This is a genomic window from Pseudomonas sp. TAE6080 (genome assembly GCF_018732265.1).
Classification (GTDB): domain Bacteria; phylum Pseudomonadota; class Gammaproteobacteria; order Pseudomonadales; family Pseudomonadaceae; genus Aquipseudomonas; species Aquipseudomonas brenneri.
Window position 1 is genome coordinate 143,601 of sequence record NZ_JAHIDY010000001.1, and the last position, 24,155, is coordinate 167,755.

The 24,155-nt window shown below is 59.6% G+C and carries 21 protein-coding genes; 12 read left to right on the plus strand and 9 right to left on the minus strand.

Features of this window, described 5'->3' with window-relative positions; all coding sequences use genetic code 11:
* The first annotated feature begins 129 nt into the window (after positions 1 to 129).
* The 4 genes from kdgD to garD all read left to right on the plus strand — a co-directional run bounded on the left by kdgD (position 130) and on the right by garD (position 5,665).
* Positions 130 to 1,041, plus strand: a complete 912-nt coding sequence (gene kdgD / locus KL786_RS00680; RefSeq protein WP_215516389.1) for a 5-dehydro-4-deoxyglucarate dehydratase — start codon at positions 130 to 132, stop codon at positions 1,039 to 1,041.
* Positions 1,042 to 1,095: 54 nt separating this feature from the next.
* A complete protein-coding gene (locus tag KL786_RS00685; RefSeq protein WP_215516390.1) occupies positions 1,096 to 2,541 on the plus strand; it encodes an aldehyde dehydrogenase family protein in 1,446 nt (481 codons plus the stop codon).
* A gap of 193 nt (positions 2,542 to 2,734) precedes the next feature.
* Entirely contained in the window at positions 2,735 to 4,099 is a 1,365-nt protein-coding gene (locus tag KL786_RS00690) for an MFS transporter (protein WP_215516391.1), read from the plus strand.
* Between the two features lie 12 nt (positions 4,100 to 4,111).
* Complete coding sequence (gene garD, locus KL786_RS00695; RefSeq protein ID WP_215516392.1) at positions 4,112 to 5,665, plus strand: galactarate dehydratase; 1,554 nt, start codon at positions 4,112 to 4,114, stop codon at positions 5,663 to 5,665.
* 38 nt (positions 5,666 to 5,703) lie between these two features.
* On the opposite strand, the gene KL786_RS00700 is transcribed toward garD, so the two are convergent.
* From KL786_RS00700 to KL786_RS00710, 3 genes are read right to left on the minus strand one after another with little or no spacing between them, the layout of a single operon-like run.
* A complete protein-coding gene (locus KL786_RS00700) occupies positions 5,704 to 6,408 on the minus strand; it encodes an HAD-IB family phosphatase (RefSeq protein WP_215516393.1) in 705 nt (234 codons plus the stop codon).
* Positions 6,405 to 7,097: a lysophospholipid acyltransferase family protein gene (locus KL786_RS00705; protein ID WP_215516394.1), complete on the minus strand. Its 693-nt coding sequence runs from the start codon at positions 7,095 to 7,097 to the stop codon at positions 6,405 to 6,407. Before KL786_RS00705 ends, KL786_RS00700 begins: the two co-directional genes overlap by 4 nt.
* 4 nt (positions 7,098 to 7,101) lie before the next feature.
* The gene (locus KL786_RS00710; protein WP_215516395.1) at positions 7,102 to 7,731 is read right to left on the minus strand and encodes a GNAT family N-acetyltransferase; all 630 of its coding nucleotides are present in this window, start codon (positions 7,729 to 7,731) and stop codon (positions 7,102 to 7,104) included.
* A 314-nt stretch (positions 7,732 to 8,045) separates the two neighbouring features.
* On the opposite strand from KL786_RS00710, the gene KL786_RS00715 reads away from it, so the two are divergent.
* The gene (locus KL786_RS00715; RefSeq protein WP_215516396.1) at positions 8,046 to 8,987 is read left to right on the plus strand and encodes an AEC family transporter; all 942 of its coding nucleotides are present in this window, start codon (positions 8,046 to 8,048) and stop codon (positions 8,985 to 8,987) included.
* A 15-nt stretch (positions 8,988 to 9,002) separates the two neighbouring features.
* Here KL786_RS00715 and KL786_RS00720 read toward each other — a convergent pair whose 3' ends face one another.
* The 6 genes from KL786_RS00720 to gatC all read right to left on the minus strand — a co-directional run bounded on the left by KL786_RS00720 (position 9,003) and on the right by gatC (position 14,229).
* Positions 9,003 to 9,386, minus strand: a complete 384-nt coding sequence (locus tag KL786_RS00720) for a carboxymuconolactone decarboxylase family protein (protein ID WP_215516397.1) — start codon at positions 9,384 to 9,386, stop codon at positions 9,003 to 9,005.
* Entirely contained in the window at positions 9,383 to 10,444 is a 1,062-nt protein-coding gene (locus KL786_RS00725; protein WP_215516398.1) for a calcium/sodium antiporter, read from the minus strand. Before KL786_RS00725 ends, KL786_RS00720 begins: the two co-directional genes overlap by 4 nt.
* Before the next feature lie 44 nt (positions 10,445 to 10,488).
* On the minus strand, positions 10,489 to 10,860 hold the full coding sequence (locus KL786_RS00730; protein WP_154842901.1) for a septal ring lytic transglycosylase RlpA family protein: 372 nt from the start codon (positions 10,858 to 10,860) through the stop codon (positions 10,489 to 10,491).
* Positions 10,861 to 11,017: 157 nt separating this feature from the next.
* Positions 11,018 to 12,463, minus strand: coding sequence for an Asp-tRNA(Asn)/Glu-tRNA(Gln) amidotransferase subunit GatB (gene gatB / locus KL786_RS00735; protein ID WP_215516399.1), 1,446 nt, complete (start codon positions 12,461 to 12,463; stop codon positions 11,018 to 11,020).
* 10 nt (positions 12,464 to 12,473) lie between these two features.
* Complete coding sequence (gatA, locus tag KL786_RS00740; RefSeq protein WP_215516400.1) at positions 12,474 to 13,925, minus strand: Asp-tRNA(Asn)/Glu-tRNA(Gln) amidotransferase subunit GatA; 1,452 nt, start codon at positions 13,923 to 13,925, stop codon at positions 12,474 to 12,476.
* Positions 13,926 to 13,941: 16 nt separating this feature from the next.
* Positions 13,942 to 14,229 (minus strand): Asp-tRNA(Asn)/Glu-tRNA(Gln) amidotransferase subunit GatC, encoded by a 288-nt coding sequence (gene gatC, locus KL786_RS00745; RefSeq protein ID WP_032860102.1) that lies wholly within the window; start codon positions 14,227 to 14,229, stop codon positions 13,942 to 13,944.
* Positions 14,230 to 14,439: 210 nt separating this feature from the next.
* Here gatC and mreB point away from each other — a divergent pair, with 210 nt between their 5' ends.
* The 7 genes from mreB (at position 14,440) to KL786_RS00780 (ending at position 24,142) form a co-directional block, all read left to right on the plus strand.
* Positions 14,440 to 15,477 (plus strand): rod shape-determining protein MreB, encoded by a 1,038-nt coding sequence (gene mreB / locus KL786_RS00750; protein WP_002555108.1) that lies wholly within the window; start codon positions 14,440 to 14,442, stop codon positions 15,475 to 15,477.
* Between the two features lie 138 nt (positions 15,478 to 15,615).
* Positions 15,616 to 16,692 carry a rod shape-determining protein MreC gene (gene mreC / locus KL786_RS00755; RefSeq protein ID WP_215516614.1) on the plus strand — a complete coding sequence of 359 codons (1,077 nt, stop codon included), beginning with the start codon at positions 15,616 to 15,618 and terminating at the stop codon, positions 16,690 to 16,692.
* Positions 16,692 to 17,180, plus strand: a complete 489-nt coding sequence (mreD, locus tag KL786_RS00760) for a rod shape-determining protein MreD (RefSeq protein WP_032860100.1) — start codon at positions 16,692 to 16,694, stop codon at positions 17,178 to 17,180. Before mreC ends, mreD begins: the two co-directional genes overlap by 1 nt.
* Positions 17,181 to 17,230: 50 nt before the next feature.
* Entirely contained in the window at positions 17,231 to 17,827 is a 597-nt protein-coding gene (locus KL786_RS00765; protein WP_215516401.1) for a Maf family protein, read from the plus strand.
* Between the two features lie 69 nt (positions 17,828 to 17,896).
* Complete coding sequence (rng, locus tag KL786_RS00770; RefSeq protein WP_215516402.1) at positions 17,897 to 19,354, plus strand: ribonuclease G; 1,458 nt, start codon at positions 17,897 to 17,899, stop codon at positions 19,352 to 19,354.
* Positions 19,355 to 19,429: 75 nt separating this feature from the next.
* The gene (locus tag KL786_RS00775; RefSeq protein WP_215516403.1) at positions 19,430 to 23,245 is read left to right on the plus strand and encodes a YhdP family protein; all 3,816 of its coding nucleotides are present in this window, start codon (positions 19,430 to 19,432) and stop codon (positions 23,243 to 23,245) included.
* 48 nt (positions 23,246 to 23,293) lie between these two features.
* Positions 23,294 to 24,142 carry a carbon-nitrogen hydrolase family protein gene (locus tag KL786_RS00780; protein WP_215516404.1) on the plus strand — a complete coding sequence of 283 codons (849 nt, stop codon included), beginning with the start codon at positions 23,294 to 23,296 and terminating at the stop codon, positions 24,140 to 24,142.
* Positions 24,143 to 24,155 lie beyond the last annotated feature (13 nt).

Below are 24,155 nucleotides of genomic sequence, written 5' to 3' on the forward strand. Positions count from 1 at the left end.
CTCTATAAACGAACGCAAAATCCTGGCAAGCGACGAAATAATATTGACGAACGCTTTTATAGTTGTACGATGACGTACGACATCAACAATAACTGTTCATCGATAGTCTTTACCCAGGGTGTTCGAATAATGAATCCACAAGAACTGAAGTCCATCCTCTCCCACGGCCTGCTGTCTTTCCCGGTGACCGATTTCAACGCCCAGGGTGATTTCAACCAGGCTGGCTATATCAAACGCCTGGAGTGGCTGGCCCCTTACGGCGCCAGCGCTCTGTTTGCAGCCGGCGGCACCGGTGAGTTTTTCTCCCTGGCGGCCAGTGAATATTCCCAAGTGGTGAAAACCGCTGTTGATACCTGCGCCACCAGCGTGCCGATTCTTGCTGGTGTTGGCGGCTCCACGCGCCAGGCCATCGAATACGCCCAGGAAGCCGAACGCCTAGGGGCCAAGGGCCTGTTGCTGCTGCCGCACTACCTGACCGAAGCCAGCCAGGACGGTGTCGCCGCCCACGTTGAGGCGGTGTGCAAATCGGTGAAGATTGGCGTGGTGGTCTACAACCGCAACGTCTGCCGCCTGACCGCTCCACTGCTGGAGCGCCTGGCCGAACGTTGCCCGAACTTGATCGGCTACAAGGACGGCCTGGGTGATATCGAGCTGATGGTTTCGATCCGTCGCCGTCTGGGGGATCGCTTCAGCTACCTGGGCGGCTTGCCGACTGCTGAGGTTTACGCGGCGGCCTACAAGGCCCTCGGCGTGCCGGTGTATTCCTCGGCGGTGTTCAACTTCATTCCAAAAACCGCGATGGACTTCTACCACGCAGTTGCCCGGGAAGATCACGCCGCCGTCGATAAGATCATCGACGACTTCTTCCTGCCTTACCTGGATATCCGTAACCGCAAGGCCGGTTATGCCGTGAGCATTGTCAAGGCGGGCGCAAGAATCGTCGGTTATGACGCAGGCCCGGTACGTACCCCGCTGACCGATCTGCTGCCGGAAGAGTACGAAGCCCTGGCTGCGCTGATCGATAAGCAAGGCGCGCAGTAACCCAATAACAAAGCCGCTGAGTGATCAGCGGCTTTTTGCGTCAGGAGAAGATTCGTGTCCCAAGCCAAGCGTTTTGACAACTACATCGGTGGCCAATGGGTGGCCGGTGCTGACTACTCAAGCAACATCAACCCGTCGGATCTGTCGGATGTCATCGGCGATTTTGCCAAGGCCGACCTGGCCCAGGTCAACGCCGCCATCGACGCCGCCCGCGCGGCGTTCCCGGCATGGTCGACTTCCGGCATCCAGGCCCGGCATGACGCCCTGGATAAAGTCGGCAGCGAGATCCTCGCGCGCCGTGAAGAACTCGGCACGCTGCTGGCCCGCGAAGAGGGCAAGACCCTGCCCGAAGCCGTTGGCGAAGTGACCCGCGCCGGCAATATCTTCAAGTTTTTTGCTGGCGAATGCCTGCGTCTGTCCGGTGATTACCTGCCGTCGGTGCGTCCTGGGGTCAATGTCGAAGTCACCCGTGAAGCCTTGGGTGTGGTAGGCCTGATCACCCCGTGGAACTTCCCGATTGCCATCCCCGCCTGGAAAATCGCCCCGGCCCTGGCCTACGGCAACTGCGTGGTGCTCAAACCGGCGGAACTGGTGCCCGGTTGCGCCTGGGCGCTGGCAGAAATCATCTCCCGCGCCGGCTTCCCCAGTGGCGTGTTCAACCTGGTGATGGGCAGTGGCCGCGTGGTCGGTGATGCGCTGGTCAACAGTCCGAAGGTTGATGGCGTCAGCTTCACCGGCTCCGTGGGCGTAGGGCGGCAGATCGCGGTCAGTTGCGTGTCGCGCCAGGCCAAGGTGCAGTTGGAAATGGGTGGCAAGAACCCGCAGATCATTCTCGATGATGCCGACCTCAAGCAGGCCGTCGAGTTGTCGGTGCAGAGCGCCTTCTACTCCACCGGCCAGCGTTGCACGGCGTCCAGTCGCTTTATCGTGACGGCGGGGATTCATGACCGGTTCGTCGCGGCCATGGCCGAGCGTATGCAGTCGATCAAGGTCGGGCATGCCCTGCATACCGGGACCGATATTGGCCCAGTGGTGTCCCAGGCCCAATTGGACCAGGACTTGAAATACATCGACATCGGCCAGGGCGAAGGCGCGCGGCTGGTCAGCGGTGGTGGCCTGGTGACCTGCGACACCGAAGGTTACTTCCTGGCGCCGACGCTGTTTGCCGACAGCGAAGCCGCCATGCGCATCAGCCGTGAAGAAATCTTCGGCCCCGTGGCCAATGTGGTACGCGTGGCGGACTACGAGGCGGCGCTGGCCATGGCCAATGACACCGAGTTTGGGCTGTCGGCGGGCATTGCCACCACCTCGCTCAAATACGCCAACCACTTCAAGCGCCACTCCCAGGCCGGGATGGTGATGGTCAACCTGCCGACGGCGGGTGTGGATTATCACGTTCCCTTTGGTGGCCGGAAGGGTTCATCCTACGGTTCGCGTGAGCAAGGTCGCTATGCGCAAGAGTTCTACACCGTGGTGAAAACCAGCTACATCGGTTCATAAGCCCAACCCCCGGAAAGGGGGGATTTGTGTAGGAGCGAGCTTGCTCGCGAAAAACTTCAGGGCGACATGTCCTACCTGGATGTACGCGTTATCGTTGACGTTTTTCGCGAGCAAGCTCGCTCCTACAGGGGCCTGCGTTACGCAACACACAACCATTACCCGCAAAAAAAATAATTAGTGGGAGTACATCTACATGCAAGCGACCAAGCCGACGCACGTCCGTTATTTGATCTTGCTCATGCTGTTCCTGGTGACCACGATCAACTACGCCGACCGTGCCACCATCGCCATCGCAGGTTCCAGCCTGCAAAAAGACCTCGGCATCGACGCGGTCACCCTCGGTTACATCTTCTCTGCATTCGGTTGGGCCTATGTGGCCGGGCAAATCCCCGGCGGCTGGCTGCTGGACCGGTTCGGCTCGAAAAAAATCTATGCCCTGAGCATCTTCACCTGGTCGCTGTTCACCGTGCTGCAAGGCTATGTCGGTGAGTTCGGCGTCTCCACCGCCGTGGTTGCGCTGTTCATGCTGCGCTTTTTGGTCGGCCTGGCAGAAGCGCCTTCCTTTCCCGGCAATGCGCGGATTGTCGCGGCCTGGTTCCCCACCGCCGAACGCGGTACGGCCTCGGCGATCTTCAACTCGGCGCAGTACTTCGCCACGGTGTTGTTTGCACCACTGATGGGCTGGATCGTCTACAGCTTCGGCTGGCAGCATGTGTTTATCGTGATGGGTGTGATCGGCATCGTGTTCTCGCTGATCTGGCTCAAAGTGATCTACAGTCCGCGCCAGCACCCGCTGATCAACGAGGCCGAGTTCAATCACATCGCCGCCAACGGGGCGATGGTCGATATGGATCAGGACAAGGCCAAGGGTAAGAAAACCGACGGGCCGAAGTGGGATTACATCCGCCAGTTGCTGACCAATCGCATGATGCTCGGTGTGTACCTGGGCCAGTACTGCATCAACGGCATTACCTACTTCTTCCTGACTTGGTTCCCGGTGTACCTGGTGCAGGATCGTGGCATGACCATCCTCAAGGCCGGCTTTATCGCCTCGCTGCCAGCAATCTGCGGGTTTATTGGCGGTGTCTTGGGTGGGGTGATTTCCGACTACCTGCTGCGCAAGGGCCATTCCCTGACCTTCGCACGCAAGGCGCCGATCATTGCCGGCCTGCTGGTCTCCAGCAGCATTATTGCCTGCAACTATGTGGACGTGGAATGGATGGTCGTCGGCTTCATGGCCCTGGCCTTCTTCGGCAAAGGCGTTGGCGCACTGGGTTGGGCGGTGGTGTCCGACACCTCGCCGAAACAGATCGCCGGTCTCAGCGGTGGCTTGTTCAACACCTTTGGCAACCTGGCTTCGATCACCACGCCGATCGTGATTGGCTACATCATCAGCACCACCGGCTCGTTCAAGTGGGCCCTGGTGTTCGTCGGTGCCAACGCGCTGGTGGCGGTGTTCAGCTATCTGGTGATCGTCGGTCCGATCAAGCGCGTGGTGCTCAACGAACCACCGAGCAAAGACCCTGAGTTGACTAACCTTACCCAAGCGCAATCCTGAAGGGGCCGTGCGATGCAGTTGATTGAACATGCCGACTCGCCGCGCTCCATTCGTTTGCACGAGCGCGACAACGTAGTGATTGTGGTCAATGACCAGGGCGTGCCGGCCGGGACCGAGTTCCCGGACGGCTTGGTGACCGTGGAGTTCATTCCCCAGAGCCACAAGGTGACCCTGGAAGATATCCCCGAAGGCGGTCAGATTATTCGCTATGGCCAGACCATCGGTTACGCCTTGCAGCCGATACCGCGAGGCAGTTGGGTCCAGGAAGATCAGTTGCGTATGCCAACGGCACCGCCGCTGGACAGCTTGCCGCTGTCCACCGAAGTGCCCGAGGCCCAGGCGCCATTGGAAGGTTTTACCTTCGAAGGCTATCGCAACGCGGATGGCACCGTGGGCACGCGCAATATTCTCGGCATCACCACCACCGTGCAGTGCGTGACTGGCGTGCTAGACCACGCGGTCAAGCGCATCAAGGACGAGTTGCTGCCCAAGTACCCGCATGTCGATGACGTGGTGGCCCTGACCCACAGCTACGGTTGTGGCGTGGCCATTACCGCCACCGATGCCTATATCCCGATCCGCACCGTGCGTAATCTGGCGCGCAACCCGAACCTGGGTGGCGAAGCGCTGGTGATCAGCCTGGGCTGCGAGAAACTGCAGGCCGGGCAGGTGATGCACGACAACGACAGCTCGGTGGACCTCAGTGAGCCGTGGTTGTATCGCCTGCAGGACGCAAGCCATGGCTTCACCGAAATGATCGAGCAGATCATGGAGCTGGCTGAAACCCGTCTGAAGAAACTCGACCTGCGCCGCCGCGAAACCGTACCGGCGTCGGAGCTGATCCTCGGTATGCAATGTGGCGGCAGTGACGCTTTTTCCGGGATTACGGCTAACCCGGCGCTGGGTTACGCCTCGGACTTGTTGTTGCGGGCGGGGGCGACGGTGATGTTTTCCGAAGTCACCGAAGTGCGCGACGCCATTTACCTGCTGACCTCCCGCGCTGAAAACCAGGATGTTGCCCGGGAACTGGTGCGGGAAATGGACTGGTACGACCGCTACCTGGCCAAGGGCGAGGCCGACCGCAGCGCCAACACCACGCCGGGCAACAAGAAGGGCGGGTTGTCGAACATTGTCGAGAAGTCCCTGGGCTCCATCGTCAAATCCGGTAGCAGTGCGATCAATGGCGTGCTTGGGCCTGGCGAACGGTTCAAGGGCAAAGGCCTGATCTTCTGCGCGACACCGGCCAGCGATTTTGTCTGCGGCACCTTGCAACTGGCGGCGGGGATGAACCTGCATGTGTTCACCACCGGTCGCGGCACGCCCTATGGGCTGGCAATGGCGCCGGTGGTGAAGGTATCAACCCGTACGGAACTGGCGCAGCGCTGGCCGGACCTGATCGATATCGATGCCGGGCGGATCGCCACTGGGCGTGCGACCATCGAAGAGTTGGGGTGGGAGTTGTTCCACTTCTATCTGGATGTCGCCAGCGGTAAAAAACTGACCTGGGCCGAGCAGCATAAGCTTTACAACGACATCACGTTGTTCAATCCCGCTCCTATTACGTAGTTTGTGGGGAGTTCGCTTGCCGGTTGTGTGGCAGTGGGTTAAGGCAGTGAACCCAGCAGCGCCTGAATATGAGGGTAAACACTGCCTGGGCAGGTTGCTCGACGCACTTGGCCTACCAGTTGTGGCAAGGGTTGCTTGACGTAGTAATCGGCACATACAAAACCATCCGCCCAACCATTGGTGTAGACCTGATAGTCAGAGGTAGCGTCGCCGACGATGAGTGTGCGGCCTTTCAGCCAACCACTTTCGCGCCACTTTCGGGTAATTTTGCTTTTGCCACTGCTGGGGTTGATCAGCGGTGATGGGCGGGGGCATAGCGCTCGTGACCCGAGCCAGAACAGCCGGTTGGCGAGTACGTTTCGTGGGGCAATACCCAGGGTGCGAACGATGGGGACAATCCACTCCATATAACCTCCGGAAAGAATATGTAACTGCACGCCGTCTTGTTGTAGTTGCTGCAATGTTTCGCGCAATGTCGGGTCGATGCTGTTCACGGTAGCTTCGATATAGTGTGTGAGGTGGCTGCGTTGTATACGTGGAATTACTTTCATCAAACTCAATAGTTCCCACGGGCTGGCCGTACCTGCCAGTGCCTTGGGGGCGATGAGCGTCAACTGTTCCAATTGATCTCGTGCCTTGCTGCTGTCGCCGATGGCTGATTTGATGATCTCGATTGTGCTTTCGTGATCAATCAAGGTTTTATCAAAATCAAAGATTACGTGGATATCGCCAGTGCTGTTCATGGATGGAGCCCCAAACTTGCTTTGCGGTAGTCATGTTTATCCTTGCGGGTCCATGGGGCCGCGGTCAGGCCTAGCGGCAGTCTGAGGCGCATTGCCAGAGGAACTACGGCAAACCCGCGGTTCAGTAGGCTGGGGCGAAAAGTGTAGAGCCCAAGGCCATTGTTAATAGTGGCTTCCGGGGCGACATATAGCGCTGTGCCTTGGGGGGTGTTGCGAAAAGCATGTAGGTTTTTAGCGAGTTCTCGCTTGTCATTTACATTCCAGAAGCATTTTCCGGAGCATTTTGACAATAGGAAAAACATCGCTTTGACCAACGGGTGGGAGACATCAAACATTGTGCCGATTGCTGACGGCATCGCCAGTAGTGGAAGGTAGTCGCAAACACTCAAATGGTTAAGGGCGACCACCCGACCATCGGTGAGGTTCTTGACCGCCAGCGTTGATAGATTGCAGGTGATTTTGATGCCCATGACAAATAACAACGTGCAGTAAATAATCCGTTTGGCCGCCTGCGGTAGCGGCCATGCCAATACGCTCAAAACAAGTAAAGTCAGTAGCCGTATCGCTGCAATCAGACACCCAATCGGCAAGTAGGCGTAGCGGGGCAGCGCGGGGCCTTCCCAGATGTGGTGGGTGCACAGTCCGGCCACACCATCCATGGGGTCTGTTTTTACGTGATGGTTTGGCAATTGGTTATGCTCCAAAAGATTGGAGAGAATTACTATCAATGGATCCCGGCGGTGAGGACCTTTTGTTGCGCTCCAGAATACGGTTGACCCTGGCAATGTTGTGGGGGAAGACCTCCATGAATTTTTTATGGGTGACGATTATTTTGAGATGTGGACCAAAGGGAGTATTTACTATTGTTCCGGTTGGCTTTTTCTGTTGCAAGAATGTGGTGATGTTGTTGAGTGCGTGTTTATGGTTGATATTTACTCTTAGGTAGATTTTTTCAAAATTGAGTTTTTTGAAACCATGTTCAAGCGCCAAGCAATTAGCTGTCATGGGATAAGGTGTTCCCCAGTACTCATTGAGGTAGCGTGCGCCGAAGTTGATGCCATACTCCTGTTCCGAAAAACCGCTATAACCGATAAAAGGTGCGTTGGCACCGAGGCTGACGGCCCAGCGTGACCAGCCCCTGTCGGCGATTTCCTGTTGAAATGTGTAGATCTCCTTGGTAGCAGCATGACGGTCACGAATGGTTCCAGCGGATATGTATTTCATCGTTTCTGGATCACTGAGTAGTCTGGTGTAACCCTCTATGTCAGTTGAGTCCCAGGTCCTGAGGTGGACGTTGTGAAACTGATTGATTGTTTTGCGCATTTTTAGCCTCCGTCTAATTTCATCTGACCTGTTAGTTGCTTTTCTGCTGTTTGCTGGGTTTATTTGTATCGGGGAAGTTAAGCGGAGGGGGTAAGCTTAAGCTGATGAGGTTGTCAGAATTAATACTGATTTTTGTCGGAGTGTTTGTGTCTAGCAAGGAGCTGATTGTTACTTGTTCAGAGGGTTTTCAAGAATCGAGCGGCGGTTGACTCAGTGGAATTATCTATTGGAGTATGAATAAACCCATGCCACAGGGTGCCGGTCCTGTTTTATCATGGTGCTTCTTCGACTATTTGTATCAAGGGTTACCTTCCATGCTGGCAATTTTCCTGAAAACCTTGAGCATCACTGCACCGGTGTTCGCCATGTTGTTTTTGGGGGTATTGCTCAAACGCATCAACTGGATCAACGACAACTTTATCCATACTGCATCGTCCCTGGTGTTCAATGTCACCATGCCTGCGTTGCTATTTCTGGGGATTCTGCACGCCGACCTGCATTCGGCGCTCAAGCCAGAACTGCTGATCTATTTCTCCTTGGCCACGGTGGTCGGCTTTGCGCTGGCCTGGGGCTGGGCGATCGTTCGTTGCCCGCGTGAGGATCGGGGCATCTATGCCCAAGGGGCATTTCGCGGCAATAACGGGGTGATCGGCCTGGCACTGGCGGCCAGCATGTATGGGGACTACGGGATCTCCCTCGGGGCGATCCTCGCGGGGTTGGTGATCCTGTTCTACAACACACTGTCGACCATTGTGCTGGCGGTCTACAGCCCAGTGATCAAGTCTGACCCGTGGAGCATCTGCAAGAGCGTACTGGCCAATCCGTTGATTCTCAGCGTGATTGCTGCCACACCGTTTGCCTATTTCCAGATTGGTTTGCCCAACTGGCTGGAAACCTCCGGGAGGTACCTGGCGGACATGACGCTGCCCCTGGCCCTGATCTGCATTGGTGGCACTCTGTCACTGGCTGCATTGCGTCAAAGCGGCAACATGGCGCTGAGCGCCAGCCTGGTGAAGATGATTGGCTTGCCGGTCGTGGCAACGCTCGGGGCTTGGTTGTATGGCTTCCGGGGGCCGGAGTTGGGGATTCTGTTCCTGTATTTTGGCGCGCCGACGGCCGCTGCCAGTTTCGTCATGGCCCGTGCGGCCCAGGGTAACCATGAACTGGCTGCGGCGATTATTGTGATCACCACCTTGATGGCGGCGGTGACCACCAATATCGGAATCTTTGTGTTGCAGGCGGGTGGCTGGGTGTAGGAGACAAGCTCGCTCCTACAAAGGGTTTTGCTGATAACTGTCGATCACTTCCTGCGCCGCCCGAAACGCATCAATCGCCGCTGGCACGCCGGCATACACCGCGCAATGCAGCAGCGCCTCGCGAATTTCTTCAACAGTACAGCCATTGTTCAGCGCACCGCGTACATGGCCCTTGAGTTCCTGCGGGCACTTCAAGGCGGTCAGCGCCGCGAGGGTAATCAGGCTGCGAGTCTTCAGCGGCAGGCCTTCACGGTTCCACACTCCACCCCAGGCATGTTCGTTGACGAAGTCCTGCAACGGCTGGGTGAACTCGGTGGCATTGTCCAGTGCGCGATCGACAAACGCATCGCCCATTACCTGGCGGCGCATTTCAACGCCGGATTTCGCTTGATCAGTCATTGCGACTCCCTCTTGTGTTGACGGCGCCAGGCTCGCAGCGAGGTGAATAACAGGAACGCCACCAGCGCTGGCAGGACGTAATACAGCATCAATTGTTCAAGTTTGTTGGCCAGCGGCATGCCCGTGGTGAATGACACTACGTGCAGCCCATAAGCCAGGTACAACCCCAGCAGCAGCAAGCCTTCGGCGCGGGTGATGCGGTAGCCGGTGTAAAACACCGGCAGGCACAACACCACGACGCCGAGCATCACCGGCAAATCGAAATCCAGGGCGTTGGGCGACACCGACAAGGGCAACGGCGCCACCAGTGCGGTAAAACCCAGCACTCCCAACAGGTTGAACAGGTTGCTGCCGATCACGTTTCCCACCGCAATCTCCCGTTCGCCGCGCAGGGCGGCGATCAGTGAGGTTGCGAGGCACGGCAGGGACGTGCTGACGGCAACGATGGTCAGGCCGATCACCCGCTCGGACAGGCCCAGGTCGCTGGCCACTTCCACCGCCGCGCCCAGCACCAGATGCCCGGCGAACACCAACAGCACGAGCCCGCCGATCATCCACAGCAAACTGCTCAGCCACGGCGCCTGTACCACCGTGTCGCGGGTCCGCGGGCGGCGCGAATGGCGGGTCTGGTACAGCAATAGGCCCAGGTAGGCGAGCAGGGCGGCAAGCAAGGTCAGGCCGTCGAGCGGTGTCAGTGCTTCATCACTGGCGAGAATAAACAGCAGCATGCTGGCGCCGATCATCACCGGGATATCCAGGCGCACCAGTTGCCGCGAGACGCGAAGGGGAATGATCAGCGCCGAGAGGCCAAGCGTCACGAGGATATTGAAGATGCTGCTGCCAATCACACTGCCCACCGCAATATCGGTGTTACCGGCGAGGGTGGCTTGCAGGCTGACGGCGATTTGTGGCGCGCTGCTGCCAAAGGCGACGATGCTCAAGCCTATGATCAGCGGCCTGACCTTGAGGCTGGCGGCCAGGCGCACGGCGGCGCGCACCAGCATTTCGGCACCGGCAATCAGCAGCAGCAGGCCGCTGATCAGTTCAATCAGGCTCATGGGCGAGAGGGCGCTTAATCCGAAAATGGTCGGGGCTCCGTCAGTCAGTTGTTCAGGGCTTGCACGCGCACGCGCGCGGTGCCGCTGCGCAGCATACCCAACTGCTCGGCGGCCTGGCGTGAAAGATCGATCAACCGGCCACGGATGTGCGGGCCGCGATCATTGATGCGCACCACCACGGATTTATCGTTGGCAAGATTGGTGACCTTGACCCGCGTGCCGAACGGCAGGCGCCGGTGAGCGGCGGTCAGGGCGTGTTGGTTGAAGGGTTCACCGCTGGCGGTTTTCTTGCCGTGGTGCTTGGCGCCGTAGTAGGACGCGGTGCCGGTTTCGTCGTAGCCGTTGGGGTCGATCATGCCGCTGGCGCAGCCGGTGAGCAGGGAGAGCAGGGCGCAGAGGCCGAGTAGACGCTTCATTTTCAAGGTGTCCCCAAAATTGATGTGGGGACCGACCCCTGTAGGAGCTGGCTTGCCTGCGATGCGGGCGCCTCGGTGTTTCAGATGCACCGAGGTGATGCTATCGCAGGCAAGCCAGCTCCTACAGAAGCCGGTTCCTACAGGGCGGCAACCGTTATCAGCCTTCGAGCTTGCTCTTGAGCAATTCGTTCACCTGTTGCGGGTTGGCCTTGCCTTTGGAGGCTTTCATTGCCTGGCCCACAAAGAAGCCGAACATCTTGCCGCGCTTGGCTTCATCTGCCGCGCGGTACTGCTCGACCTGCTCGGCGTTGGCTGCGAGCATTTCATCAAGAACGGCCGAGATGGCGCCGCTGTCGGTGACTTGCTTGAGACCGCGCTTCTCGATGATCTCGTCGGCACTGCCTTCACCGCTGGCCATGGCTTCAAACACGGTCTTGGCGATTTTGCCGGAGATGGTGTTGTCCTTGATGCGCAGCAACATGCCGCCCAACTGCTCGGCCGAGACCGGTGCTTCGTCGATTTCCAGGCCCTGCTTGTTCAACAGGCTGCCCAACTCGACCATGACCCAGTTGGCCGCCAGTTTGGCGTCGCCGGCAATGCTCACGACTTTTTCGAAGTAGTCCGCTTGCTCGCGGCTCGAAGCCAGGACGCTGGCGTCGTACACCGAAAGACCGAACTGCGCCTGGAAGCGCTCGCGTTTTTGCGGTGGCAATTCCGGCAGGGTGGCGCGCACGTCATTGAGGAACGAGTCCTCGATGACCACCGGCAACAGGTCCGGATCGGGGAAGTAACGGTAGTCGTTGGCTTCCTCCTTGCTGCGCATGGCGCGGGTTTCGTCTTTGTTCGGGTCGTACAGGCGGGTCTGCTGGATCACCTTGCCGCCGTCTTCGATCAATTCGATCTGGCGACGTACTTCGGTGTTGATCGCCTTCTCGATGAAGCGGAACGAGTTGACGTTCTTGATCTCGCAGCGGGTGCCGTACTCAACCTGGCCTTTTGGCCGCACCGACACGTTGCAGTCGCAACGCAGGGAGCCTTCGGCCATGTTGCCGTCGCAGATACCCAGGTAACGCACCAGCGCATGGATCGTCTTGACGTAGGCCACGGCTTCCTTGGCGCTGCGCATGTCCGGCTCGGATACGATTTCCAGCAGCGGCGTACCGGCGCGGTTCAGGTCGATGCCGCTGGCGCCGTTGAATTCTTCATGCAGGCTCTTGCCGGCATCTTCTTCCAGGTGCGCACGGGTCACGCCGACACGTTTGATTGTGCCGTCTTCCAACGGGATGTCCAGGTAGCCCTTGCCGACAATCGGCAATTCCATCTGGCTGATCTGGTAGCCCTTGGGCAGGTCCGGGTAGAAGTAGTTCTTGCGCGCGAACACGTTGTGCTGGCCGATCTCGGCGTCAATCGCCAGGCCGAACATCACCGCCATGCGCACCGCTTCCTGGTTCAGCACTGGCAATACGCCAGGCATGCCCAGGTCTACCAGGCTGGCCTGGGTGTTGGGCTCAGAGCCGAACGTGGTGGCGCTACCGGAGAAAATCTTCGATTGGGTGGCGAGCTGGGTATGAATCTCCAGCCCGATCACAACTTCCCATTGCATAGTGTTCTCCTCAGAAGCCGGTTGGGGTGCGAGTGTGCCAGTCAGTGTTCAACTGGTACTGGTGCGCCACATTGAGCAAGCGGCCTTCCTGGAAATACGGGGCGAGCAACTGTACGCCCACCGGTAGCCCGTCGACGAAACCGGCAGGCATGGACAGGCCCGGCAAGCCCGCGAGGTTGGCGGTGATGGTGTACAGGTCTTCCAGGTACTCGGCGATCGGGTCGCCGGTCTTGGCACCGATTTTCCAGGCCGGGTTCGGCGTGGTCGGGCCGATGATCACGTCGACTTCATTAAAGGCCGCCATGAAGTCGTTCTTGATCAGGCGCCGGATTTTCTGCGCCTTGAGGTAGTAGGCATCGTAGTAGCCAGCCGACAGGGCGTAGGCCCCGACCATGATCCGGCGCTGTACTTCCACGCCGAAACCTTCGCCACGGGAGCGCTTGTACAGGTCGGTGAGGTCTTTCGGGTCTTCGCAGCGGTAGCCGAAACGCACGCCGTCGAAACGCGACAGGTTGGACGAGGCTTCAGCCGGGGCGATCACGTAATAAGCCGCAATCGCGTGCTGGTTGTTCGGCAGGCTGATTTCCTTGATCACCGCGCCAAGCTTTTCCAGCTCCTTGATGCTGTTGTGCACCAGTTCGGCGATACGCGGGTCGAGACCGGCGCTGAAGTACTCTTTCGGCACGCCGATACGCAGGCCTTTGAGCGAGGTATTGAGGCTGGCGCTGTAGTCTGGCACTGGCTCATCGATGCTGGTGGAGTCCTTTGTATCGAACCCAGCCATGCCTTGTAACAATATTGCGCAGTCTTCGGCAGTGCGAGCCAGAGGGCCGCCTTGGTCGAGGCTGGACGCGTAGGCAATCATGCCCCAGCGGGAAACGCGACCGTAGGTCGGTTTCAAACCGGTGAGGTTGGTGAATGCCGCAGGCTGGCGGATCGAGCCGCCGGTATCGGTGGCCGTGGCGGCCGGCAGGAAGCGCGCAGCAACGGCTGCGGCCGAACCACCGGACGAACCGCCAGGCACGTGTTCCAGGTTCCACGGGTTTTTCACCGCGCCGTAGTAGCTCGATTCGTTGGCCGAGCCCATGGCGAATTCGTCCATGTTGGTCTTGCCCAGGGTCACAGCCCCGGCTTCGGCCAGCTTGGCGACCACGGTTGCGTCGTAGGGTGCCTTGAAGTTGTCGAGCATCTTCGAGCCGCAACTGGTACGGATGCCCTGGGTGCAGAACAGGTCCTTGTGACCGATTGGCGCACCCAGCAGCGCGCCGCTTTCACCGTTGGCGCGACGGGCGTCGGCGGCCTTGGCCTGGCCCAGGGCCAGCTCCTCGGTGAGGCTGATGAAGCTGTTGACCTTCGGATCCAGTGCGGCGATACGTGCCAGCAGGGTCTGGGTCAGCTCTTCGGAAGAAAACTTTTTGTCGGCGAGACCGCGGGCGATCTCGGCCAGAGTCATTTGATGCATTGCAGGCTCTTTCCCTTTAGTCGATGACTTTCGGAACCAGGTACAGGCCGTTTTCGACCGCTGGTGCGATGGACTGGTAGGCCTCGCGGTGATTGCGCTCGGTCACGACGTCTGCGCGCAGGCGCTGGCTGGCTTCCAGTGGGTGAGCCAGGGGCTCGATGCCGTCTGTATTGACGGCCTGCATTTGGTCGACCAGCCCGAGAATGCTGTTCAGGGCTGCGGTGGTCTGTGGAAGATCGGCTTCATTGAGGCCCAGGCAGGCCAGATGAGCGATTTTTTCCACGTCGGAGCGTTCAAGCGCCATGGGATTCTCCAGTGGAAAACAGAACGGAAGCTATCCGTGTGTTAGATTGTCGGAACACTACCGCATTTCTACGGTCATATGGCCGCGATTGTGGGGTTAGGTGCACAGAAAGTCGGTCAATTTAGCACATTGGCGCCTTGCCCAAAATCCCTGTCGTTGTTAGAGTTTGCCGCACTTTTTTACCCACGCGTTGCCTAGGGTCCCTTTCCCATGTTCAAGAAACTGCGTGGCATGTTTTCCAGCGATCTTTCCATTGACCTGGGCACTGCCAACACCCTTATTTACGTGCGCGAGCGCGGTATCGTCCTGAATGAGCCATCGGTTGTGGCCATTCGGACCCATGGTAATCAGAAAAGTGTCGTTGCCGTGGGCACCGAGGCCAAGCGTATGCTTGGCCGTACACCTGGCAACATTGCCGCCATTCGTCCGATGAAAGACGGTGTGATCGCCGACTTCAGCGTCTGCGAGAAGATGCTGCAGTACTTCATCAACAAGGTTCACGAAAACAGTTTCCTGCAGCCCAGCCCTCGTGTGCTGATCTGCGTGCCATGCAAGTCCACCCAGGTGGAGCGTCGTGCCATCCGTGAATCGGCCCTTGGCGCCGGTGCTCGTGAAGTGTTCCTGATCGAGGAGCCAATGGCTGCTGCGATCGGTGCCGGCCTGCCGGTTGAAGAGGCGCGCGGTTCGATGGTGGTGGATATCGGTGGTGGTACCACCGAGATCGCCCTGATTTCCCTCAATGGTGTGGTGTATGCCGAGTCCGTACGCGTAGGCGGCGACCGCTTCGACGAAGCGATCATCACGTATGTGCGTCGTAACTACGGCAGCCTGATCGGCGAATCCACCGCCGAGCGCATCAAGCAGGAAATCGGCACCGCTTACCCGGGTGGCGAAGTGCGCGAAGTCGATGTGCGCGGTCGCAACCTGGCCGAAGGCGTGCCACGTGCCTTTACCCTGAACTCCAATGAAGTGCTGGAAGCTCTGCAAGAGTCCCTGGCCACCATCGTTCAGGCTGTAAAGAGCGCCCTGGAGCAATCGCCGCCGGAACTGGCTTCCGATATCGCCGAGCGTGGCCTGGTACTGACCGGTGGTGGCGCCTTGCTGCGCGACCTCGACAAGTTGCTGGCCCAGGAAACCGGTCTGCCGGTGATCGTCGCCGAAGACCCGCTGACCTGTGTGGCTCGTGGCGGTGGTCGTGCACTGGAAATGATGGATAAACACACCATGGACCTGCTCTCCAGCGAATAAGATCGTTGGTTGCGCCATGTTTCGCCAACAGGCAGCACTTTGCAGTGCTGCCTGTTGGCGTTTATCTTCTTCAATCTGCATCCAGGCCGGTTTGATGCCGTATGAATAAAGAGAATATCTGCCCGGGAGGAGCGGCCTATTAAACCGCTCTTCACTAAAGGCCCCTCATTGGGCGTGCGCTTGTTGGTGCTGGTCGTGCTATCGGTCGCGCTGATGGTGGTCGATGCCCGCTTCACACTGCTCAAGCCAGTGCGTAGCCAGATGTCGCTGGTATTGATGCAGTCCTACTGGATCACTGACCTGCCACAACGGCTATGGCAAGGTGTGGCCAGCCAATTTGGCAGCCGTACCGAACTGGTGGCCGAGAACGAAAAACTCAAGACCGAAAACCTGCTGTTGCAGGGGCGCATGCAAAAGCTGGCGGCCCTGACCGAGCAGAACGTTCGGCTGCGCGAGTTGCTCAACTCTTCCGCGCTGGTCAACGAAAAGGTCGAAGTGGCCGAGTTGATCGGCATGGATCCCAACCCCTTCACCCACCGCATCATCATCAACAAGGGCGAGCGCGATGGCGTGGTCCTTGGCCAGCCGGTGCTCGATGCCCGTGGCCTGATGGGGCAGGTGGTGGAGTTGATGCCCTATACCTCCCGCGTGCTGCTGCTGACCGACACTACCCATAGCATTCCGGTGCAGGTCAACCGCAACGGCCTGCGGGCGATTGCCAGCGGCACGGGCAACCCGGAGCGCCTGGAACTGCGGCATGTGGCGGACACCGCCGACATCAAGGAAGGTGACCTGCTGGTCAGTTCCGGCCTTGGCCAGCGGTTCCCGGCAGGCTACCCCGTGGCGACGGTCAAGGAAGTGATCCACGATTCCGGCCAGCCCTTTGCGATTGTCCGCGCGGTGCCGACGGCAGCGCTGAACCGCAGCCGCTACCTGTTGCTGGTGTTCAGTGACACGCGCACGCCGGAAGAGCGCGCCAACGAAGCCGCCCAGGCCCAGGAAGCGCAGGACCGGCAAGAAGGCAGCACGACGCCGACTATTCCGGCAACCGTACCCAAGCCTGCAGCGCCAGCCGCAACCGTTACGACACCGCCTGCAACCACCGCGCCCGCTGTGGCGACGCCAGCCCAGCCTGCTCGCCCTGTGAAACCCGCGGCAACGACACCAGCGGCACCTGCGGCTGCGCCGGCAACCACCCGACAGAGGGCGCAATAATGGCCGGTACTCATTCGCGCAATGGCTGGATAGTCTGGCTGACCTTCGCCATCGGCATGCTGCTCAGCGTCTCGCCGATGCCGCAGTTCATGGAAATCCTGCGCCCGCTGTGGCTCGCATTGCTGCTGGCCTTCTGGTCGCTGGCTTTGCCGCACAAGGTCGGGATGGTCACGGCCATGTGCCTGGGGCTGGCCGAAGACGTCATGTATGGCACGTTGCTGGGCCAGAACGCGTTGATCCTCACCCTGATTACCTTTCTGGTGCTGTCGTTGCAGCAACGCTTGCGCATGTTTCCGATGTGGCAGCAGAGCCTTGTGATCCTGGTGATCTTCGGCCTGGCCCAGTTGGTGCAACTGTGGCTCAGTGCCTTGACGGGCAACCGCCAGCCAACCCTGGCGCTGGTCTTGCCGGCCCTGGTCAGTGCGCTGTTGTGGCCATGGATCAGCTTTGGCCTGCGTGGTTTGTGTCGTCGCTATAAAATCAATTGAGTGGGGTGCGAGGCTCTGCCTGGTTATCGAACCCACAGGGAGAGTCTGCAATGCATGCACTTTATCTGGCCTCCGGCTCTCCTCGGCGGCGTGAACTGCTGACCCAGATCGGCGTGCCGTTCACGGTGGTCAACGCCGCCATTGATGAAACGCCCCTGGGCGATGAATCGCCTGCGTCCTACGTCGAGCGCCTGGCCCGTGGCAAAGCCGCCGCTGGCCTGGCGACATTGGCCGATACCACAAATGCCTGCGTGTTGGGGGCCGATACTGCCGTCATCCTCGATGGCCGGATCCTTGGCAAGCCCCTGGACCAGGCCGATGCCTTGGCCATGCTGTTGGCCCTTTCTGATCGTGAACACGAAGTTCTTACCGCCATTGCCGTGCTCGATGGCCAGCGCTGCGAAACGCGCCTGGTCAGCAGCCGCGTGCGCTTTCGCAAGGTTTCAACACAAGACGCCACGACTTACTGGCACAGCGGTGAGCCCCAGGACAAGGCGGGCGGCTATGCTATCCAGGGGCTGGCAGCGGTGTTTGTCGCCGGGCTCAATGGTAGCTACTCCGCGGTCGTCGGCCTGCCAGTCTGCGAAACAGCAGAACTGCTGGGCCATTTCGGCATACCCTGTTGGCAACACCTTTGCGCGCGCTGAACGCTTTACTCCAGCGCCACCTTTAAGCGATCGGCCACTATTGTGAAAACGCCTGAACGAGACCCAGCCATGAGTGAAGAGATTCTGATCAATATCACGCCGATGGAATCGCGCGTGGCGGTGGTAGAAAACGGTGTCTTGCAGGAAGTGCATGTCGAGCGCACCCAGAAGCGCGGGATTGTCGGCAACATCTATAAAGGCAAGGTCGTGCGGGTATTGCCGGGCATGCAGGCGGCCTTTGTCGATATCGGCCTGGACCGTGCGGCGTTTATCCATGCCTCGGAAATTTCCCTGCGCGAAGGCCCTGCGGTCGAGAGCATCAGCGCCCTGGTACACGAAGGGCAGAGCTTGGTGGTGCAAGTCACCAAGGACCCGATTGGCTCCAAGGGCGCGCGCCTGACCACGCAACTGTCGATTCCTTCGCGCTACCTGGTGTACATGCCACGTACTGCCCACGTCGGCATTTCCCTGAAAATCGAAGACGAAGGTGAGCGTGAGCGCCTGAAAAAGGTCGTCAGCGATTGCGTGGCGGCCGAAGGCATCAAGGAAGCGGGCGGGTTTATTCTGCGCACGGCCGCTGAGGGCGCAGGTGCCGATGAAATCCTCATGGATATCCGCTACCTGCGTCGTCTGTGGGACCAGATTGAGGCCCAGATCAAGACGATCGGGGCGCCGAGCGTCATCTATGAAGACCTGGGCCTGGCCCTGCGCACCCTGCGCGACCTGGTCAGCCCCAAGATCGAGAAAATTCGCATCGACTCGCGGGAAACCTTCCAGCGCACCACGCAATTCGTTGCCGAACTGATGCCGGAAATCGCCGACCGCCTGGAGCACTACCCTGGCGAGCGACCGATCTTCGACCTGTATGGCGTCGAGGACGAAATCCAGAAGGCCCTGGAGCGCAAGGTGCCGCTCAAGTCCGGTGGCTACCTGGTGGTGGACCCGGCGGAAGCCATGAGTACCATCGACGTCAACACCGGCGCCTTTGTCGGCCATCGCAACCTTGAAGAAACCATCTTCAAGACCAACCTCGAAGCTGCCACCGCCATCGCTCGCCAACTGCGCCTGCGCAACCTGGGCGGGATCATCATCATCGACTTCATCGACATGGAAGATGAAGAGCACCAGCGCCAGGTATTGCGCACCCTTGAAAAACAACTGGAGCGCGATCACGCCAAGACCAACATCATCGGTATTACCGAGTTGGGATTGGTGCAGATGACCCGCAAGCGTACCCGCGAAAGCCTTGAGCAGGTGCTGTGCGAGCCGTGCAGCAGCTGCCAGGGGCGCGGTAAATTGAAGACCCCGGAAACGGTTTGCTACGAGATTTTCCGGGAAATCCTACGGGAGGCACGCGCTTACCAGGCAGAGGGTTATAGAGTCCTGGCCAACCAGAAGGTGGTTGACCGCTTGCTCGACGAAGAGTCGGGCAACGTTGCGGAGTTGGAGGGTTTTATTGGCCGCACCATCCGTTTCCAGGTCGAAACCATGTATTCCCAGGAACAATACGACGTGGTGCTGCTCTGATCGGCATCAGTCCTTTTCAACGAGACCGCCAGACCTTGATCTGCCGTCCGACTATTACCTTGAGGGTCGCCTGACATGGAGCGTCTGAAACGCTTTTTTGCCGCACTGACCCGTTGGGGCCTTGGCCTGTGTGCACTGCTGTTGGTGCTGGCGGCGGTCTACGTCAGCCTGGGCCGTGAATTGACGCCGCTGGTCGCGGAGTATCACGCCGAAATCGAGGCCAAGGCACAGGCGGCGGTCGATATGCCGCTGAGTATTGGTAGCCTGGAAGGGCGCTGGAGCGGCTTTGCCCCGGTATTGTTGGCCCATGATGTGATGGTCGGCGAGGGCAGCAGTGCCTTGCGCCTGGACCAGGTGCAAGTGGTACCTGACGTCTGGGCCAGCCTGCTGGCGTGGGATGTGCGTATTGCCCACTTGGAAGTCAGCGGTTTGCAGGTCAGCGTCAAGGAAGACAAGGACGGCCAGTGGGCACTGCAAGGCCTGCCGGTGCAGGACGACCAGCCCCTGGACCCGGAGCAACTGCTCAAGCGCATGCAGGCCGTGGCGAAGGTTTCGCTGCTGGACAGCCAGGTGACCTTGCAGCCGTTCGAGCAGGCGCCGCTGACCTTGACCTATGTGGGTTTGAGCCTGCAAACCGGCGCGACTCGCCAGCGCCTCGACGCCCGCCTGACCCTGCCCGATGGGCAGCCGCTGGCCCTTAGCCTGCGTACGCGGATCCGTGCCAGCCAGTGGCAGGACGGTGAAGTCCAGGCATACCTGAGCCTGCCCCAGAGCAACTGGGCGCAGTGGGTTCCGGCAAAGTTGACGCGTGATTGGAAACTCAGCGAACTGAAAGCCGGCGGCGAGTTCTGGCTGACCTGGGCCAACGGCACGTTGCAAAGCGCCGCCGCCCGGCTCAATGCACCGCAGGTAAAAGTCAGCTACGCCCAGCGCAAGCCTGCAAGCATCCAGAACCTGGCCTTGACGGCTTACCTGCAACGCAGTGACAGCGGCCTGAAGGTTGTCTTCGATTCGTTGGCCATGAACCTGGGGGAGACTCGTTGGGAGTCGCACCTGCAATTGCAGCAAACCCTGGCCACCGACAAGGCCCAGGAAATCTGGAACTTGCAGGCTGACCGCCTGAACCTGACGCCCATCACCCCATTGCTCAATGCCCTGGCGCCGCTGCCGGAAGGTTTTGCCAAGACCGTCGAGGCGCTGAAGGCCACAGGCATGCTGCGCAATGTGCGGGTGGATTATCGTCCCCAGGAGACGGGCGACCAGCGTGTCAGCTTTGCCGCCAACCTTGACCGCGTGGGTTTTGACGCCTATTTCGGTGCGCCAGCGGCGCGCAATGTGTCCGGCAGTATCAGCGGTGACCTGGGCCAGGGCGAGCTACGCATGGACAGCAAGGACTTTGCCTTGCATCTGTTCCCGATTTTCGACAAGCCTTGGCAATACATCCAGGCCAATGCCCGCCTGACCTGGAAGCTGGATAAGCAAGGTTTCACCTTGATTGCGCCGTACATCAAGGTGCTGGGCGAAGAGGGCAAGATCGCGGCGGATTTCCTGATTCGCCTGCATTTTGATCATAGCCAGGAAGACTACATGGACCTGCGGGTCGGCATGGTCGACGGTGATGGGCGTTTTACCCCCAAGTATCTGCCAGCGGTCCTCAGCCCGGCCCTGGATGAATGGCTGAGTACGGCCATTCTCAAGGGGGCGGTCGATGAAGGTTTCTTCCAGTATCAAGGCTCGCTGAACCATGATGCGGTCACGGCCGCGCGCAATATCAGCCTGTTCTTCAAGGTGCACGACGCCGAACTGGCATTCCAGCCCGGCTGGCCCCATGTCAGCAAGGTCGTCGGTGAAGTGTTTGTCGAAGAAACCGGCGTGCGCATCCTGGCCAGCAAGGGGCAATTGCTCGACACCAAGGTCAAGGACATCTACGTCAATATTCCCCACGCACTGCCTGGGCATGACAGCCACCTGCTGCTCACGGGTGGGTTTGCCGGCGGGTTGGGCGATGGCCTGAAGATCCTCCTGGAAGCGCCCATCGGCACGGCATCGACGTTTGCCGGATGGAAAGGCGAGGGTGACCTGCAAGGTTCGCTGAACCTGGATATTCCCCTGGCCAAGGGTACCGAGCCGAACATCGTGGTGGATTTCAAGACCGACAAGGCACGCCTGCAACTGGCCGAACCTACCCTGGATCTGAACCAGCTCAAAGGCGAGTTCCGCTTCGACAGCGCCAAGGGCCTGAGTGGGCAGAACATCAGCGCCCAAGCCTTCGACCGACCGATCACGGCGCAGATTGCTGCTGGCGGCAAGCCGGGCAATCTCAGCACGCGGGTCACGGCCAAGGGCCAGGTGACGGTCAAGCGGCTCACCGACTGGTTGAAAGTCAGCCAGCCGCTGCCGGTATCCGGGGACATCCCGTATCAGTTGCAGCTCGACCTGGATGGTGCGGATAGCCAACTGATGGTCAGCTCTAACCTCAAGGGCGTGGCGGTAGATTTGCCGGCACCGTTTGGCATGCCCGCCAGCCAGGGGCGTGACAGCGTGTTCCGCATGACCTTGCAGGGTAAGGAGCGGCGTTACTGGTTTGACTACGGTGAACTGGCGAACTTTACCTTCGCCGCGCCCGCAGACAACTTTGCCCAGGGCCGTGGCGAGCTGTTCCTCGGTGATGGCGATGCCTTGCTGCCGGGTGGCAAGGGGCTACGGATTCGTGGTGTGCTGTCGGAGCTGGATATCGATCCCTGGAAGAAACTGGTGGACCGTTATGCCGGCAATGATCCCGGTGGCAACGCCAAGCAACTGTTGAGCAGTGCTGATTTCAAGATCGGCAAGCTGACGGGGTTTGGTACTCGCTTCGACCAGGTCAACCTGCAATTGGATCGCAAGCCCGCCGCCTGGGGCCTGCAGTTCGACAGTCAGCAAGCCAAGGGCACTGTTGGCCTGCCGGATGCGAAGGGCGCTCCGATTGCCATCAACCTGCAATACGTGAAGCTGCCTGCGGTCGATCCGACGGTACAGGCCGATGAAAATGCACCTGATCCCCTGGCCGATATTGACCCCAAGGACATTCCAGCGCTGGATATCGCGATTGGCCAGTTGTTCCAGGGGCCAGACTTGATCGGTGCCTGGTCATTGAAGGTTCGCCCGACAGCCAAGGGCATGGCCTTCAACAACCTCGACCTGGGCCTCAAGGGCATGCAGCTCAAGGGGGCCGGTGGCTGGGAAGGTGCGCCGGGTGCCACCAGCAGTTGGTACAAGGGACGCCTGGACGGCAAGAACATCGCCGATGTGCTCAAGGGCTGGGGCTTTGCGCCGACCGTGACCAGCGAGAGTTTCCATCTGGACGTGGACGGGCGTTGGCCGGGTTCGCCGGCCTGGGTCGGTCCCAAGCGTTTCTCCGGCAGCCTGGATGCGTCGTTCCGCAAGGGCCAGTTTGTCGAGGTGGAAGGTGGGGCCCAGGCGTTGCGGGTGTTCGGCTTGCTGAACTTCAACTCGATTGGCCGGCGCTTGCGCCTGGACTTCTCGGACTTGCTCGGCAAGGGCCTGAGCTATGACCGGGTCAAGGGCTTGCTGGTCGCCAGTAACGGTGTGTTTGTGACCCGTGAGCCGATTACCCTGACAGGGCCGTCGAGCAATCTGGAGATCAACGGCACCCTGGATCTGGTGGCCGATCGTATCGATGCCAAGTTGCTGGTGACACTGCCTGTGACCAACAACCTGCCAATTGCTGCGTTGATCGTGGGCGCGCCGGCCATTGGTGGCGCCCTGTTCCTGATCGACAAGCTGATTGGCGATCGGGTCTCGCGTTTCGCCAGTGTTCAGTACAAGGTGGAAGGGCCATGGAAAGATCCAAAAATCACCTTCGACAAGCCATTTGAAAAACCACAATAAGCGCCTGTGGAGTAGCATGGCCCCATGCTTTTTATGGAGTGTGGGCCCATGTCCTTTGCGGTAATCCAGATGGTCAGCCAGAGCGATGTCCTGGCCAACCTGGCCCAGGCCCGGCGCTTGCTGGAACAGGCTGCGGCAGGTGGTGCGCAGCTTGCGGTATTGCCGGAGAACTTCGCCGCCATGGGCCGTCGCGACGTGGCTGAGCTTGGCCGTGCCGAAGCCTTGGGCGAGGGACCGATCCTGCCCTGGTTGAAACTGGCCGCCCGTGACCTCAACTTATGGATAGTGGCCGGCACATTGCCGTTGCCCCCACTGGGTCAACCCGACGCCAAGTCCAACGCCTGCTCGCTGTTGATCGACGCGCAGGGAAAAATCGTCGCCCGCTACGACAAGCTGCATTTGTTCGATGTGGACGTGGCTGACGCGCGTGGGCGGTATCGTGAATCCGACGACTATGCTTACGGCAACCAGGTGGTGGTGGCCGATACGCCGGTCGGGCGCCTGGGGCTGACGGTTTGCTATGACTTGCGCTTCCCGGAGTTGTACAGCGAATTGCGTGCTGCGGGGGCTGAATTGATTACCGCACCCTCGGCCTTTACGGCGGTAACCGGGGCTGCGCACTGGGATGTGTTGATCCGTGCGCGGGCCATCGAAACCCAGTGTTATCTGCTGGCCGCCGCCCAGGGTGGGGTGCATCCGGGGCCTCGGGAAACCTATGGCCACGGGGCGATTATCGACCCGTGGGGGCGCGTGCTGGCGCAACAGGATCAAGGCGAGGCGGTGTTGTTGGCCGAACGCGATAGCAACGAACAAGCGTCGATACGGGCGCGCATGCCGGTGGCAGGCCACCGGCGCTTTTTCTCGCAGGGCGCACAGCGACCTGCTTCAGAACGATGAATTTAAGGCCGAA